Annotated in this window: 12 protein-coding genes; 7 read left to right on the top strand and 5 right to left on the bottom strand. The window is 52.0% G+C overall.

What is annotated here, in order from left to right; all coding sequences use genetic code 11:
• Positions 1-6 precede the first annotated feature (6 nt).
• Together ACLJQJ_RS06840 and ACLJQJ_RS06835 are read left to right on the top strand one after the other, a co-directional pair.
• On the top strand, positions 7-1,125 hold the full coding sequence (locus ACLJQJ_RS06840) for an S-(hydroxymethyl)glutathione dehydrogenase/class III alcohol dehydrogenase (RefSeq protein WP_000842142.1): 1,119 nt from the start codon (positions 7-9) through the stop codon (positions 1,123-1,125).
• 168 nt (positions 1,126-1,293) lie between these two features.
• Entirely contained in the window at positions 1,294-2,919 is a 1,626-nt protein-coding gene (locus ACLJQJ_RS06835) for a methyl-accepting chemotaxis protein (protein WP_063809262.1), read from the top strand.
• Positions 2,920-2,979: 60 nt separating this feature from the next.
• Here ACLJQJ_RS06835 and ACLJQJ_RS06830 read toward each other — a convergent pair whose 3' ends face one another.
• On the bottom strand, positions 2,980-3,903 hold the full coding sequence (locus ACLJQJ_RS06830) for a LysR substrate-binding domain-containing protein (RefSeq protein ID WP_000414259.1): 924 nt from the start codon (positions 3,901-3,903) through the stop codon (positions 2,980-2,982).
• Positions 3,904-4,195: 292 nt separating this feature from the next.
• Here ACLJQJ_RS06830 and ACLJQJ_RS06825 point away from each other — a divergent pair, with 292 nt between their 5' ends.
• The 4 genes from ACLJQJ_RS06825 (at position 4,196) to ACLJQJ_RS06810 (ending at position 9,742) form a co-directional block, all read left to right on the top strand.
• Positions 4,196-5,539, top strand: a complete 1,344-nt coding sequence (locus tag ACLJQJ_RS06825) for a VOC family protein (RefSeq protein ID WP_063809261.1) — start codon at positions 4,196-4,198, stop codon at positions 5,537-5,539.
• A 48-nt stretch (positions 5,540-5,587) separates the two neighbouring features.
• Positions 5,588-7,096 (top strand): carboxylesterase/lipase family protein, encoded by a 1,509-nt coding sequence (locus tag ACLJQJ_RS06820; RefSeq protein WP_000933978.1) that lies wholly within the window; start codon positions 5,588-5,590, stop codon positions 7,094-7,096.
• A 219-nt stretch (positions 7,097-7,315) separates the two neighbouring features.
• Positions 7,316-8,971 carry a glucan biosynthesis protein D gene (locus ACLJQJ_RS06815; RefSeq protein ID WP_001081947.1) on the top strand — a complete coding sequence of 552 codons (1,656 nt, stop codon included), beginning with the start codon at positions 7,316-7,318 and terminating at the stop codon, positions 8,969-8,971.
• A 195-nt stretch (positions 8,972-9,166) separates the two neighbouring features.
• Positions 9,167-9,742: a YceI family protein gene (locus tag ACLJQJ_RS06810; protein ID WP_074182151.1), complete on the top strand. Its 576-nt coding sequence runs from the start codon at positions 9,167-9,169 to the stop codon at positions 9,740-9,742.
• Positions 9,743-9,919: 177 nt separating this feature from the next.
• Here ACLJQJ_RS06810 and ACLJQJ_RS06805 read toward each other — a convergent pair whose 3' ends face one another.
• From ACLJQJ_RS06805 to ACLJQJ_RS06790, 4 genes are all read right to left on the bottom strand, one after another.
• On the bottom strand, positions 9,920-10,639 hold the full coding sequence (locus ACLJQJ_RS06805) for a FadR/GntR family transcriptional regulator (protein WP_000023779.1): 720 nt from the start codon (positions 10,637-10,639) through the stop codon (positions 9,920-9,922).
• Between the two features lie 90 nt (positions 10,640-10,729).
• The gene (idnD, locus tag ACLJQJ_RS06800; protein ID WP_063809259.1) at positions 10,730-11,821 is read right to left on the bottom strand and encodes an L-idonate 5-dehydrogenase; all 1,092 of its coding nucleotides are present in this window, start codon (positions 11,819-11,821) and stop codon (positions 10,730-10,732) included.
• A complete protein-coding gene (locus ACLJQJ_RS06795) occupies positions 11,790-13,151 on the bottom strand; it encodes an MFS transporter (RefSeq protein WP_000648129.1) in 1,362 nt (453 codons plus the stop codon). Before ACLJQJ_RS06795 ends, idnD begins: the two co-directional genes overlap by 32 nt.
• An 83-nt stretch (positions 13,152-13,234) precedes the next feature.
• Complete coding sequence (locus ACLJQJ_RS06790; protein ID WP_052932078.1) at positions 13,235-14,002, bottom strand: SDR family oxidoreductase; 768 nt, start codon at positions 14,000-14,002, stop codon at positions 13,235-13,237.
• Positions 14,003-14,340: 338 nt separating this feature from the next.
• Here ACLJQJ_RS06790 and ACLJQJ_RS06785 point away from each other — a divergent pair, with 338 nt between their 5' ends.
• A complete protein-coding gene (locus tag ACLJQJ_RS06785) occupies positions 14,341-15,594 on the top strand; it encodes an enolase C-terminal domain-like protein (protein WP_063809258.1) in 1,254 nt (417 codons plus the stop codon).
• The last annotated feature ends 75 nt before the right edge of the window (positions 15,595-15,669 follow it).

Below are 15,669 nucleotides of genomic sequence, written 5' to 3'. Positions count from 1 at the left end.
AGATATATGAAATCACGTGCAGCAGTTGCTTTTGGTCCCGGTCAGCCGTTAAAAATTGTCGAGATTGACGTTGCGCCGCCGAAAAAAGGCGAAGTTCTGGTCAAAATCACTCATACCGGCGTTTGCCATACCGATGCTTTTACCCTTTCCGGCGATGATCCGGAAGGCGTATTCCCGGCAGTCCTGGGTCACGAAGGCGGCGGCGTGGTAGTTGAGGTCGGCGAGGGGGTAACCAGCCTGAAACCCGGTGACCATGTTATTCCACTGTATACGGCGGAATGCGGCGAGTGTAAGTTCTGTAAGTCCGGTAAAACTAACCTTTGTCAGGCCGTACGCGCCACTCAGGGAAAAGGGCTGATGCCGGATGGCACTACCCGCTTTTCTTATAACGGCGAACCCGTTTATCACTATATGGGAACCAGCACGTTCAGCGAATATACCGTTTGCGCGGAAATTTCTCTGGCGAAAGTGAACCCGCAGGCGCCGCTGGATAAAGTGTGTCTGTTGGGCTGTGGCGTGACGACGGGTATTGGCGCCGTCCATAACACCGCTAAAGTGAAAGCGGGCGACACCGTTGCCGTTTTTGGTTTAGGCGGTATTGGGCTGGCGGTTATTCAGGGCGCGGTTCAGGCTAAAGCCGGGCGTATTTTAGCTGTCGACACGAATCCGGAAAAATTTACGCTGGCGGGCGAAATGGGGGCCACGGACTTTATTAATCCGAATGATTACGACAAACCGATCCAGGACGTTATTGTTGAGCTTACTGATGGCGGCGTAGATTTCAGTTTTGAATGTATCGGCAACGTTAACGTGATGCGAGCGGCGCTGGAATGTTGTCATAAAGGCTGGGGCGAAAGCATTATTATTGGCGTAGCGGGGGCAGGGCAGGAAATCAAAACCCGTCCCTTCCAGCTAGTGACCGGTCGCGTCTGGCGTGGCTCCGCCTTTGGCGGCGTGAAAGGGCGCACGCAGCTGCCAGGGATGGTAGAAGATGCGATGAACGGTAAAATCCGTTTAGATCCTTTTATTACTCACCGCCTGCCGCTGGAGCAGATTAACGATGCCTTTGAACTGATGCATCAGGGTAAATCCATCCGTACTGTTATCCACTTTAGCGATAACTGATTCATCCGCCAGCGGATTTTCCGCTGGCGCTTTTCTGAATTTTCTGGAATGAATGTTGTGAAAATGTGACGAAGGCGATGCTTTTCGCGGTAAGCAAACGTCACGAAGTGCCGATGACTATCTAACGGGCGTGTTTTACGCATAAAACCTACAAGAGAGTCGACGGTCATGGGCAACACATTCTCGATGCAAGCCTCGCATAAACTGAGCTTCCTGCATCATATTCGGCTGGTTCCGCTGTTTTCCTCCATTCTCGGTGGCATCCTTCTTCTTTTTGCTTTGAGCGCCGGGCTGGCAGGCTATTTTCTGTTACAGGCCGATCGCGATCAGCGTGATGTCACGGACGAGATTCAGGTACGGATGGGATTATCCAACAGCGCTAACCACTTACGTACCGCACGTATCAATATGATCCACGCTGGCGCGGCGAGCCGGATTGCCGAAATGGATGAAATGAAAGCCAATATTGCCGCTGCGGAAACGCGGATCAAGCAGTCTCAGGACGGCTTTAACGCTTATATGTCCAGAGCGGTGAAAACACCCGCCGATGACGCGCTGGATAACGAGTTAAACGCCCGCTACACCGCCTATATCAACGGCCTGCAACCGATGCTGAAATTTGCCAAAAATGGCATGTTCGAAGCGATCATTAATCATGAAAACGAGCAGGCAAAACAACTAGATGCCGCATATAACCATGTCCTGTTGAAAGCGATTGAACTGCGCACCGAGCGGGCGAGACTACTTAGCGAGCAGGCTTACCAACGTACCCGGCTCGGTATGATGTTTATGATTGGCGCATTTACGTTGGCGCTGGTATTGACGTTAATGACCTTCATGGCGCTGCGTCGCACGGTGATACAACCCTTGCAGCAGTCTGCGTCACGTATCGAACGCATTGCGGCGGGCGATCTGACCATGGCTGACGAGCCCACAGGGCGCAGTGAAATTGGTCGCCTGAGTCATCATCTTCAGCAGATGCAGCATGCGTTGCAACAAACGGTAGGGGCGGTGCGTCAGGGGGCGGAGGAAATTTATCGAGGCACCAGCGAAATTACCGCCGGTAATACGGATTTATCTTCTCGTACTGAACAGCAGGCTGCCGCCATTGAACAGACCGCGGCCAGTATGGAACAGTTGACGGCAACCGTTAAGCAGAATGCGGATAATGCGCATCACGCCAGCAAACTGGCGGAAGATGCTTCCGGTAAAGCCAGCCGCGGAGGCCAGATGGTTTCCGGGGTCGTACAAACGATGGGGAATATTTCCACCAGCTCGAAAAAAATCTCGGAAATTACCGCCGTCATTAACAGTATCGCTTTCCAGACCAACATCCTGGCGCTAAACGCGGCGGTCGAGGCGGCACGCGCCGGGGAACAAGGACGCGGTTTTGCGGTGGTCGCCAGTGAGGTTCGTACCCTCGCCAGTCGCAGCGCGCAGGCGGCAAAAGAGATTGAAGGCTTGATCGGCGCATCGGTCAGCCTGATTGAACAAGGATCTGAAGAGGTTATCGCTGCGGGGAGCACCATGAATGAGATTGTGGATGCCGTCAAACGCGTCACCGATATTATGCTCGATATCGCGGCAGCCTCTGATGAGCAAAGTCGCGGTATTGTTCAGGTCAGTCAGGCGATTTCTGAGATGGACAAGGTTACGCAACAAAACGCGTCGCTGGTCGAAGAGGCGTCCGCGGCGGCGGCTTCGCTTGAAGAACAGGCCGCCCGCTTGACGCAAGCCGTTGATGCGTTTCGTTTACAGGATACTGGCGCGACGATGCGATCATCCTTCCTTTAATAAGCGTCGCGCCAGCGGGCTATTTTAGCCGCGGGCGCGTTTAATGTCCGACAGCCGCTATCACAGCGGCATCGATTTACGGATCGCCGCAATCAGCATTTGCGCCCCGGTTGAGAGCGGGATATCAACTCGCGTAAGAATACCTATCGGTTCGCCTGCGCTCTGGGTCGGCACGGGTAATGAGACCAGCGTCGCCTGGCGAAGATCTTCTTTAACCGCGCCAGAGGGGACGAACCAGACGTAATCGTAATCTACGGTCAGTTGTCGTGATAACGATGCGGATAGCGTTTCGATACATCCGGCAGGCATTTTACACCCCTGGCTTTGCAACAGGGCTTCCGCATTCTGGCGCGGTACCGTGCCTTTTGGCGAGACGACTACCGGCCACTCCATAACCCGACTGAGCGTGATCGTCTCCTGTAACAGGGGATGACCGGGGCGTACCACTAATTTAAGCGATTCTAAAAACAGCAGTTCGTAATTTAAACCGCCCATTAATTCCGGGTCTGACATGCGGCCAATACCCAGATCGATCTCGCCTGATTTCAGACCTGCAAGCAACATCGTATTGTTCATGGTCGCGACCTGTAACGAGGTCGATTTTTGCTGTTGATGGAACCGCCCAATAGCCGCCGGGAGTATACCCAGCGCAGCGGTGGGGAGCGCGCCAACACGCACCACATCGGCGCTGGCGTCCTCTTTGCGATTCAACGCCTGCCCGGCGGTATTCAATGCATCTAATACTTTTACCGCATGAGTCAAAAATTGTTCGCCAGGAACCGTTAATTGCGCGCCCAGTCGCCCGCGTTCGAACAGACGGGTTCCGGTGAGTTGTTCCAGTTCGTTCAGCGTTTTAGAAAGCGCTGGCTGGCTCAGGTTAAGAGTTTCAGCCGCGCGCCCCAGAGTTCCCTGTTGCGCAACGGCGACAAATGTATGAAGGTGGCGCAACCGAATGCGCTGACTAAACAGACCATTTTTTTCCATAAGCGATGTTAAAAACAGAGCCGTGCGGGTGACAAGTAAAGTTGTTTGTTTTTGATAACCTGATAGCAAAATATTATTAACATTTTACCATTTCAAGTTACAACTGTTTTATTTTACTGATGATTCAACTGCCGTTAAGCGTGTTAAGCCGCGATCTGGTCGGGGATATGCCAGCTCATGTCAATCCGTTCTGCATAATGAATTCAGGTCGGATCACACTTTATAAATTCTTCTCCCCGGAATGGATGAGGTTTTCTACACTCCAGGTAACATTCACTGGAGGCATGACATTATGGCGAACACCATCACGGCAGATGAGATTCGGGAACACTTTTCGCAGGCAATGTCGGCAATGTACCAGCAGGAAGTTCCGCAGTACGGTACGTTACTGGAGCTTGTGGCTGACGTGAATCTGGCGGTGCTGGAAAATAATCCCAAACTGCATGAGCAGTTGGCTAATGCCGATGAACTGGCGCGATTGAACGTGGAACGACATGGCGCCATTCGTGTTGGCACCGCAGAAGAACTTTCTACCTTGCGTCGGATATTCGCCATCATGGGGATGTACCCAGTAAGTTATTACGATCTCTCTCAGGCGGGCGTGCCTGTGCACTCCACGGCATTTCGTCCCATTGACGAGGCTTCGCTCTCGCGTAATCCCTTTCGCATGTTCACTTCGCTATTACGCCTGGAGCTCATTGAAAACGCGGCATTACGCCAGCGGGCGGCGGAAATCTTATCGCAGCGGGATATTTTTACATCGCGCTGCCGACAATTGCTGGATGAGTACGACGAGCAGGGCGGTTTTAGTGCTGCTCAGGCCGAAGAGTTCGTCCGTGAAACGCTGGAGACTTTTCGCTGGCATCGTCAGGCTACCGTTGATGAAGAAACGTACCGCAGCCTGCATCGTGAGCATCGTTTAATTGCCGACGTGGTCTGTTTTCCGGGATGCCACATTAACCATCTGACGCCACGTACTCTGGATATCGACCGGGTACAGGCCATGATGCCGGAGTGCGGCATTACGCCTAAAATTCTTATCGAAGGTCCGCCTCGCCGCGAAGTGCCTATTCTGTTGCGGCAAACCAGTTTCAAAGCCCTGGAAGAGCAGGTGCTCTTCGTTGATGAAAAGCAGGGTACGCACACGGCGCGCTTCGGCGAAATTGAGCAACGTGGCGTCGCGCTGACGCCAAAAGGTCGTCGATTATATGACGAACTGTTGCACAAGGCGGGAACGGGTAAGGATAACTTCACGCATCAACTCCATTTGCGGGAGGTCTTTAACGCCTTTCCGGATAGCGAATTTCTGCTTCGCCAGCAGGGGCTTGCCTGGTTCCGCTATCGCTTAACGCCTTCCGGCGAGGCGCATCGTCAGGCGATCCATCCTGGCGACGATCCGCAGCCGCTTATTGAGCGCGGTTGGGTAATCGCGCAGCCGATTATCTATGAAGATTTTCTTCCGGTCAGCGCAGCCGGCATTTTTCAGTCGAATTTGGGAAATGAAACGCTGGCCAGAAGCCACGGCAATGCCAGCCGCGACGCCTTTGAACAGGCGCTGGGATGTGCAGTACGGGATGAATTTTCGTTATATCAGGAAGCGGAAGAACGCAGTAAACGCCGTTGCGGTCTGCTTTAAAAGCGGTAAGCTTCACAGGCTGTGAGGATACTGTAAAAGGAAGGCGTTATGTTGAATCCCTCCATCCCGCTGGTGGCGACGCGTCACGGTAAAATCGTGGGCGTCGTACAGGAAGAAATCCATATCTGGCGCGGTATACCTTATGCCGCGCCGCCAACAGGGGAGCTACGCTGGCGTGCGCCGCAGCCTGTTACGCCCTGGCAGGATGTGCGCCAGGCGGATTGTTTCTCCTGCGCCAGTTGGCAGGATATTACCTGGTGTCGCGAACTCGGCGGCGGCGATCCGGGAAATTTTTCCGAAGACTGTCTCTATCTGAACGTCTGGGCTCCCGCCGTGCGTCATGAACCGTTGCCGGTCATGGTCTGGCTACACGGCGGCGGTTACACCATTGGCGCGGGGAGTTTGCCGCCCTATGACGGTCAAGCGCTGGCGAAGCGCGGCGCGATCGTGGTGACGGTCAATTATCGGCTTGGCCATCTGGGCTTTTTCGCGCATCCGGCGCTGGAAGGCGAAGAGGCGGAGTGTATTCATAATTTTGCTTTACTCGATCAAATCGCTGCGCTGCGCTGGGTGCAGGACAATATTGCCGCGTTTGGCGGCGATACGCAGAATGTGACGTTATTTGGCGAATCCGCCGGCGCCCGCAGCGTGCTGTCGTTGATGGCTTCGCCGTTGGCGAAGGGGCTTTTTCATAAAGCGATTATTCAGAGTGGTTATACGCTGCCGGATACGCCCCGCGAGGTGGCGCTAAAAAAAGGCGTTGCGCTGGCGGAACATCTTGGTTTAGCCCATGCCACTGCCGAACAGCTACGCGCTTTACCGGCAGAGACGTTTTGGCCGCTGGACGCGCCTTTTAAAATTGCGCCGACGCCGATTTCCGGAGATGTCGTGCTGCCGCATCCGATGCTGGAAACCTTCTTTGCGGCGAAACAGCATCCGATACCGGTGATGATCGGCTCGAATAGCGATGAAGCCAGCGTATTGGCAGTTTTTGGCGTCGATATTGCCGGTCAAATTCAAAAAATGCGCCGTGAGCGGCGTGTTGGTCTGGGGTTAATCCGGCTGCTTTATCCTGGAGTGAAAGGCGACGAAGCGCTAGGGCGGCAGGTCTGTCGGGATATGGTATTTACCACGTTGGGCTATGTCGTCATGCAAGCGCAGCAGCGGATCGGCGAACCGTGCTGGCGTTACTGGTTTGATTATGTCGCCGAAGCGGAGCATAACACCTACGCGAATGGTGCCTGTCATGGCAATGAAATACCGTATGTATTCGATACGTTAACGCGGGCTGAGCCCACATGCCATTATGTGAATGAGAATGACCTGGCCTTTGCCTCGCAGGTGGCGGATTACTGGGTGAATTTCGCTCGTCATGCCAGCCGCACGCGCGACGTGCTGCACGGCCCGGTTCGCTGGCCCGCCAGCATTCGGGGGCGAGATCGTCTGTTGCGGATTGGGCTGAACAAACTTGCCGGTTTTAAAGTGGAAAACCGCTTTATGCGTGCGCGTCTGGCGCTGTTTAAACGAGTCATGAAACATCACGTTAGTCTGGAATAAACTTTTCATAACCTGAAGAATGCTGCGTGAGGTTTACATCCGATTAGGTCGGTTCTTATCGACATAAAATATTTACGCTTTTGCACAGTTTCCAGGCGACCAACAATTGGATTATTAATGAATTTTGTCTAGAGTGAGCGGTCAGAAACGGGCACATTCTTGCTGCTGAAAAAACCAGCGCGGGACCATTCACAAGACCAGAAGGACTCATTTTCAGGTATGAATCGTAGACGATTTATTAAAGGTTCAATGGCAATGGCCGCCGTGTGCGGTTCCAGCGGTATTGCTTCCCTCTTTTCTCAGGCGGCGTTTGCCGCGGAATCCGATATTGCGGATGGTAAAATTGTCCGTTTTGATTTTGCTGGTCTGCAATCAATGGCCCAGGCGTTAGCGAAAAAGCCCTGGGGCGGCGCGCCGGGACCCTTGCCGGATACGCTCGCCAATCTGACGCCGCAGGCCTATAACAGCATTCAGTATGACGCGGCGCATTCACTCTGGAACGGTGTTGCCAACCGGCAGCTCGATATTCAGTTTTTCCACGTAGGGATGGGCTTTCGTCGTCGCGTACGCATGTTTTCCGTTGATACGACGACGCATCTTGCTCGCGAGATTCATTTTCGCCCGGAACTGTTTAAATACAACGATGCCGGCGTCGATACGACGCAACTGGAAGGGCAGAGCGATCTCGGTTTCGCCGGTTTCCGTGTCTTTAAAGCGCCGGAACTGGCGCGGCGCGATGTCGTCTCCTTCCTGGGCGCCAGTTATTTCCGGGCGGTAGATGATACTTATCAGTATGGCCTGTCGGCTCGCGGGCTGGCGATAGATACCTATACTGACGGTCAGGAAGAGTTCCCTGACTTCACCGCATTCTGGTTTGACACCGCGAAGCCGGGCGATACTACGTTTACCGTTTACGCTCTGCTGGACAGCGCCAGCGTGACGGGCGCGTATAAATTTGTGATTCATTGCGAAAAATCGCAGGTGATCATGGATGTAGAAAACCATCTCTACGCCCGTAAAGATATTAAGCAACTTGGCATTGCGCCGATGACCAGTATGTTTAGCTGTGGGAATAATGAACGCCGGGTATGCGACACCATTCATCCGCAAATTCACGATTCCGATCGGCTGGCGATGTGGCGGGGTAACGGCGAGTGGATTTGCCGCCCGCTGAATAATCCGCAGAAATTGCAGTTCAATGCATATATGGACGATAACCCGAAAGGGTTCGGCCTGCTGCAACTCGATCGCGATTTCTCGCATTATCAGGATGTGATGGGCTGGTACAACAAACGTCCGAGCCTGTGGGTGGAGCCGCGCAGTAAGTGGGGGAAAGGCGCGGTTAGCCTGATGGAGATCCCAACCACTGGTGAAACTCTGGATAATGTGGTCTGTTTCTGGCAGCCGGAAAAAGCGATCAAAGCCGGGGATACGCTGGCGTTCAATTATCGTTTGTACTGGAGCGCGCAGCCGCCGGTACAATCGCCGCTTGCGCGGGTCATGGCGACCCGTACAGGGATGGGCGGCTTTCCCGAAGGTTGGGCACCGGGCGAACATTACCCGGATAAATGGGCGCGCCGTTTTGCTATTGATTTTGTCGGCGGCGATCTGAAAGCGGCCGCGCCAAAAGGCATTGAGCCGGTAATTACGCTCTCCAGCGGTGAGGCGAAGCAGATTGAGATCCTCTACGTAGAGCCTTTCGACGGTTATCGTATCCAGTTTGACTGGTATCCGACCTCGGATTCTACGGCACCGGTGGATATGCGTATGTTCCTGCGCTGCCAGGGGGAGGCTATCAGCGAAACCTGGCTGTATCAGTATTTCCCGCCCGCGCCGGATAAGCGCCGTTATGTTGACGATCGTATCATGCGTTAGTCAGTTTGCCTTCTGTACCGCCACAAAGGCGGTACAGGTTGCGGAAATTGCCCTGGCATAAACCCATTCGTGAGCCGCTGTTTTTGTAACACGGCCTTTTCATCGTTCTATTTTTGCAACAGTCCTTCCTGTTTATCCCTCTCGATCCTGCGGACAGGGGACATTAAGATAGCTTCACCTTATTTAAGATATAAAGTGAATATAATGAAAAAGAGTTTTTTTGGTGCTCTCCTGTCTCTGGGTTTATTAAGTGCTGCTCATGCAGATGTATATAAATTTGATAATACGCATACCAATGCGGTATTTAATATCGATCATTTCCAGACCTCAACCAATCATGGCGGGTTTTATGCTATTAGCGGCGAACTGAAATATCAGCCGGAAAAGCAAGATGCAGAGATGCGTGTGACGATTCCCGTGAGCGCCTTAAATACCGGGGTGGATGCGTTTGATAACCATATCCGCAGTAGCGATATTCTGGATGCGGAAAAATATCCAGAGATGGTATTTAAATCAACAAAATGGCATTTTGAAGATAATAAACCGGTTTCTATTGACGGTTTGCTAACAATGAAGGGAGTAACTAAGCCCGTTACCTTAACCACCACCAAGTTTGGCTGTTATATGAGCCCGATATTCAAGGCGCAGGTTTGCGGTGGTGATTTTGTCACGCAAATAGATCGCACCCAGTGGGGGATAGATTATCTGGTCGATATGGGGATGACGAAAGTTGTCGATATAAAAATCCAGGCAGAGGCGGTTGAGCAATAAAGGGAATGATGATGAAAATTATTGTATGTTAAGGGGGATTGGCTATTTGAAGCTTCGCTGATTTCAGGCCGCACTGCCACGATTTTAAAGTGGGACTATGTCACTAAATAGTTGATGGCAACTATTTCGGATTCAGATATGTTAAATTGTCCTACTACTTGAGCTTGTAACCAACGGTTATTTTGTCCCTGATGTCTCTGTAGATTTGATTTTTTCGATCGCAATAATATTGCCTGACATCGCTTCATTGAGCACTTCGACGGCCGTGCTGGCATCGCGATTCTTTATCGACATGTAGACCTTGATATGGGCTTCCACACTTTCAAGGGTAATACCCAGCGCACGGTTAAGCTCTTCAAGATAGTAGTAATAGATGTCTTTAATCGAGCTCATCACGTTGTAGAACACGCTGTTGTGCGATGCTCTGACAATCGCCAGATGGAACTCGTAGTCCGCTTCCGAGTATTTTTTATAATCACCTTTGTGGATCAGCATGTTGTTCAATGCTTCCTCGAGCTGGCGAATGTCATCATCGGTGGCGTGTGTGACGGCGAGCTCCACGCATTTGAACTCCACGGTCTGACGAAAAATCATCATATCGTGAAACTCTTCGCGGCTAAGGTGCATGATTGGGCGGGGATCGTTACTCAACATCTGCGGAGTGAAGTTTTCGCTCACGTAGCTGCCGCTGCCCTGACGCGTCACCACAATCCCCAGGTCACGAAAACGCTGTACTGCGCTGCGAACGCTGACCCGGCTGACGTTAAATGAGGCGGTCAGTTCCGCTTCTGAGGGCAAACGGCTACCCGGCGCCCAACTGCCGTCCAGCAGTTTGCTGCTTATCTGATCATAAATTTCATTTACAACATTCTGTTTTTGAATGGATTTTATGCTCAAGATGGGTATCCGTTAAGATGTCGCTGAAGTGCTTTATTATATAACAATTCTCTTTTAAGAACAAAGCGCCCGGCCGGGCGCTTTTCACCGTTAATCGAAACGAATGAGTACCTTAGCAGAGACATTTTTGTCTGTGGCGGTAATCAGCGCGTCTTCAATTTGCTGGGGCGGGAACTCGGCGCTGATAAGCGGGCGAGGATCGACACGCCCATCTTCCAGCCAGCGTACCGCGGTGATGAACTCACCGATAAAACGGAATGAGCCGACCCAGTTGAGTTCTTTAACCAGCATCGTTGACACCGGCCAGCTTACCGGGCTGGCGCCCATCCCCACCTGAACGATAGTGCCGGCAGGGCGGGTGAAGTCGACGGTGGATGCCACGGCAATCGGCGCGCCGGAGGCCTCAAACACGACATCAAAGTAGCCTTTATGCTGCTGATAATGGGCAACCTGTTCTTCATCGCGCGGATCCATCACCGCTGTGGCCCCCATCTGGCGTGCCAGTTCCAGACAGCGTGGGCTGAGATCGGATGCCACCAGTTCAGATGCTCCGGCACTGCGTGCCGCCGCGAGGATCAGACAACCAATGGGGCCTGCTCCAATCACCAGTACGCGTTTGCCGGTCAACTGGCCCGCCTTTTTTACTGCATGAATGGCGACCGCTAGCGGTTCCGAAAAGGCCATTACGTTTGCGGGCACGCGCCTGTCATAAGGAATGCATTGCTCCGGTTTTACCACCACGTATTCAGAAAAACCGCCATTCACATGCGGATTGAACTGCGCGCTGCCCATAAAGCGCATGGAGCCGCACAGATTTTGATGGCCGGAAAGGCACATCTCGCACTGATTGCAGGGGCTGGACGGGTTCACCGCAACCGTCTGGCCCACTTCCAGGTCGCTGCCTGCTGGCACTTTGCTGATCACGCCAACAAACTCATGGCCAATCACCATCGGATGCTTGAGGACAGACATCCCCGCGCGGCCATGCTGATAGTAGTGAATATCAGAGCCACAGATGCCGCCGCAGGCGACCTTCACGACGACGTCATGTTCACTGTGCTCGATTTCACGTGATTCAAAGCGTACGTCTTTTTCCGCATGGGCCAGACAAGCGTTACAGGTTATTTTTTCCATTTTGATAATGACCTCATTATTTGTTGGCAGTTGCCGGGTTAATGGCATTCTTATCCACAGTGTCGGCATTCTTTTTTTCAGGCAGGATCACTTCAATTTTGCCCACCAGGAATATGTAGGCTAATAAGCCCAGTCCGGCGACGCCTGCGATATACCACATGGCATACTGGAAGTTTTGCGTGCGCTGGAGAATAACCCCAATAACAATTGGGCTAACGATCCCCGAAAGGTTGCCGCAAATATTTAAAAAGCCACCCATAGTCCCGAGAAAATTACGGGGAATTACATCGCTCCAGACCACCCAGCCCAGGTTTGAAAAGGCGTTGGCAAAGAACGCAACAGACAGAATGACAATCGCAATAACCGGCTGGTTTTCAAAGAAATTGACCAGGCCAATAATCATGGTGACGCACAGGCCAGCCATAACGGGTAATTTTCGTGCCAGCGTTCGGGATTTTCCTTTTTTCAGCAGCATGTCGCTTAGCGTACCGCCACAGAGCACCCCAAGCATCGCCATAATATAGGGCAGCATGGCGCCTATCCCGGCTTTGGAAATAGAGAGATGCAGTCCTTTTTCCAGGTAAACAATAAACCAGGTCAGGAAAAAATAGAGCGTAGACGAGCAGGCAAACTGGGTGATGAACAAACCCCAAATCGTTTTTTTGCTGAGGAAGAATTTAATATTTTGCCAGCTGATTTTTGCACTCACGGAGGATTGGTTCTCCGAGCCATAGCCGCCGCCTGCTTTGATATAATCCAGTTCGGCCTGGTTCACAGCAGTGCTGTGCTGTGGATCGCGGTAATACATAAGCCAGTAGATGCCAAACAGAATACCGGCGCCACCGGACAGATAAAACGACATTTCCCAACCGTAGTTAGCCACAATAAAGGCGAGGGCAGGCGTCAGCAGCGCGAGACCGATATATTGTGCACTGGAATAAATCGCGGTCGCACGGGCACGTTCATGGTCCGGGAACCAGGTGGCGATTATTTTTGTGTTAGACGGGAAGGATGGCGCTTCGGCAACACCAATTAATGCGCGGCAGGCCAGAAGCATTGCAAATGAAGCGGTTGCCGTCGCGAATAAATGGTGTGAGGCGAACCCCATCATAAAGGTAAAAATACTCCACAGAATAATCGCACCACCATAAAGAATACGTGAGCCAATGCGATCAAGAACATAGCCGACAGGAATTTGACTGGCAGCGTAGGCCCAGGTAAACATGGAGAAAAGCAAACCCAGTTGTGTTGGCGTCAGACTGAAATCATTCTGGATATTCGAACCAGCAACGGCAAGATTGGCGCGATCCATATAATTAATTGCAGTCACAATAAACAGCAATGTGAGAATAAAGAGTCGTTGTCTTGAAGCCTTCATAATAATACCTGTGTTATATCGGCATGCATCGGGGTAAACACATGCCATCAATTTTAAAGGCGAGTAGGTAGAGTGCGGGCGACTTATAAAACTGCGAGCCAGCCACCATCGACGTAAATAATCTGCCCGTTGATATAATCTGATGCTCTGGATGATAAGAAGATGGCGGTGCCGATGAGCTCTTCCGGACGACCCCAACGTTGAGAAGGGGTGCTGCTTTTCACCCAGCTATCGAACTGCTTGTCTTCAATAAGCGCGGTGTTCATGTCGGTCAGAATGTAGCCAGGTCCAATGGCGTTGGTCTGGATATTAAACTGCGCCCATTCAGCAGCCATCGAGCAGGTGAGCATTTTGATGCCGCCTTTTGCTGCCGTGTACGGGGCAACAGTCGGGCGGGCCGCCTGGCTGGTAAGCGAGCCGATATTAATAATTTTACCGCCGCTGTTGCGGGCGATCATCCGTTTTGCCGCCGAGCGGGAGACTAAAAATGCGCTGGTCAGGTTAGTGTCGATCACCTTCTGCCAGTTTTCCAGCTCCAGCTCGACCATTGGTTTGCGGTACTGAATACCGGCGTTATTGATCAGGATATCAACATGGATCCCTTCTGCATCAAGTTTGCTAAAAGCTGCCTCAATCGCCAGTTCATCGGTGACGTCAAAAGCCACGCCATGCGCGTCGTAGCCTTTTCTGGTCAGCGTATCCACTGATTCGGCCAACAGCGTGGCGCGAATATCATTCAGCATAACCCGTGCACCCGCAGCGGCAAGACCCTCTGCGTAGGCAAAGCCCAGTCCTCGTGCAGAACCCGTTACCAGCGCCGTTTTCCCAGTTAAATCAAATAAAGCGGTCATGTTGTTTCCTCACTTGTTTAATTTGTATGACGACTATCCTTTTTTAGGTTGAATTTTCGCCCTGATAAAATCAACAGTTCACCCATGAATTTGCAACAAGGATCACAAACAGCTCCACATAGCGACCGCGTAATTAACATTAATTAATTGAATTATATGTATATATTTGATTTGAATTTAACGCAGTTTTGATCGCTGTCACAGAATGGCACTCGCAGCGATCCGCTGTAAAAGAAGCGTGATATAACAGCATAAAGTTGTAGGACAACTTACATATATCTGTTGTATCATCCACAACGGTATGACATGCGGTAAATTCGCTGAGTTAAGGAGTGAAAGTGAGTAACCTGAAAATTACCAACGTGAAAACGATTCTGACGGCGCCGGGCGGCATTGATTTGGCAGTCGTTAAGATAGAAACCAACGAGCCAGGGCTGTATGGGCTAGGATGCGCGACATTTACCCAGCGTATCTTCGCGGTAAAAAGCGCGATCGATGAGTACATGGCGCCTTTTCTGGTTGGCAAAGATCCGACCCGTATTGAGGACATCTGGCAGTCAGGCGTGGTGAGCGGCTACTGGCGCAATGGCCCGATCATGAACAATGCATTGTCCGGCGTGGACATGGCACTGTGGGATATCAAAGGTAAGCTAGCGGGGATGCCGGTTTATGATCTGCTGGGCGGCAAATGTCGTGATGGGATCCCACTGTACTGCCACACCGATGGTGGTGATGAAGTTGAAGTGGAAGATAACATCCGAGCCAGAATGGAAGAGGGTTACCAGTACGTTCGCTGCCAGATGGGAATGTATGGCGGTGCGGGGACCGATGACCTTAAACTGATCGCCACGCAGCTAGCTCGTGCGAAGAACATTCAGCCGAAACGTTCACCGCGCAGCAAAACGCCCGGCATCTACTTTGACCCGGATGCCTACGCCAAAAGCGTTCCGCGTCTGTTCGACCACCTGCGTAACAAGCTCGGTTTTAGCATCGAATTTATTCATGATGTACATGAGCGCGTGACCCCGGTGACTGCCATTAATCTGGCCAAAACGCTTGAACAGTATCAACTATTTTATCTTGAGGATCCGGTGGCACCGGAAAACATCGACTGGCTGAAAATGTTGCGCCAGCAGTCTTCCACTCCGATATCCATGGGTGAGCTGTTTGTGAATGTGAATGAGTGGAAGCCGCTCATCGACAACAGGCTCATCGACTACATTCGCTGCCACGTGAGTACCATCGGCGGCATTACGCCGGCAAAGAAACTTGCTGTCTACAGCGAACTGAACGGTGTGCGCACCGCATGGCACGGGCCGGGCGACATTTCTCCAGTCGGGGTTTGCGCCAATATGCATTTGGATTTGAGTTTACCGAACTTTGGCATTCAGGAATACACGCCAATGAACGACGCGCTGCGTGATGTCTTCCCGGGCTGCCCTGAGATTGACCACGGTTATGCCTATCTGAACGATAAGCCGGGTCTGGGTATTGACATTGATGAAGCCAAAGCGGCGAAATATCCGTGCGAGGGGGGAATCCCATCCTGGACAATGGCGCGCACACCAGACGGTACGGCCTCAAGACCGTAAGCAATGAAGGCCCGGCTTACATCTGCCGGGTCTTATTCCCGACGTCCTGATGGACTCCGTTTTAGAAACAGGAAT

The organism is Salmonella sp. SAL04202 (assembly GCF_046550775.1).
GTDB lineage: Bacteria > Pseudomonadota > Gammaproteobacteria > Enterobacterales > Enterobacteriaceae > Salmonella > Salmonella enterica.
This window is presented reverse-complemented; position numbering and strand designations above follow the sequence as displayed.

Coding starts and splice junctions, on each gene's coding strand:
- ACLJQJ_RS06840 (WP_000842142.1), top strand. CDS start 7: ATGAAATCACGTGCAGCAGTTGCTTTTGGTCCCGGTCAGCCGTTAAAA.
- ACLJQJ_RS06835 (WP_063809262.1), top strand. CDS start 1,294: ATGGGCAACACATTCTCGATGCAAGCCTCGCATAAACTGAGCTTCCTG.
- ACLJQJ_RS06830 (WP_000414259.1), bottom strand. CDS start 3,903: ATGGAAAAAAATGGTCTGTTTAGTCAGCGCATTCGGTTGCGCCACCTT.
- ACLJQJ_RS06825 (WP_063809261.1), top strand. CDS start 4,196: ATGGCGAACACCATCACGGCAGATGAGATTCGGGAACACTTTTCGCAG.
- ACLJQJ_RS06820 (WP_000933978.1), top strand. CDS start 5,588: ATGTTGAATCCCTCCATCCCGCTGGTGGCGACGCGTCACGGTAAAATC.
- ACLJQJ_RS06815 (WP_001081947.1), top strand. CDS start 7,316: ATGAATCGTAGACGATTTATTAAAGGTTCAATGGCAATGGCCGCCGTG.
- idnD (WP_063809259.1), bottom strand. CDS start 11,821: ATGCCATTAACCCGGCAACTGCCAACAAATAATGAGGTCATTATCAAA.
- ACLJQJ_RS06795 (WP_000648129.1), bottom strand. CDS start 13,151: ATGAAGGCTTCAAGACAACGACTCTTTATTCTCACATTGCTGTTTATT.
- ACLJQJ_RS06790 (WP_052932078.1), bottom strand. CDS start 14,002: ATGACCGCTTTATTTGATTTAACTGGGAAAACGGCGCTGGTAACGGGT.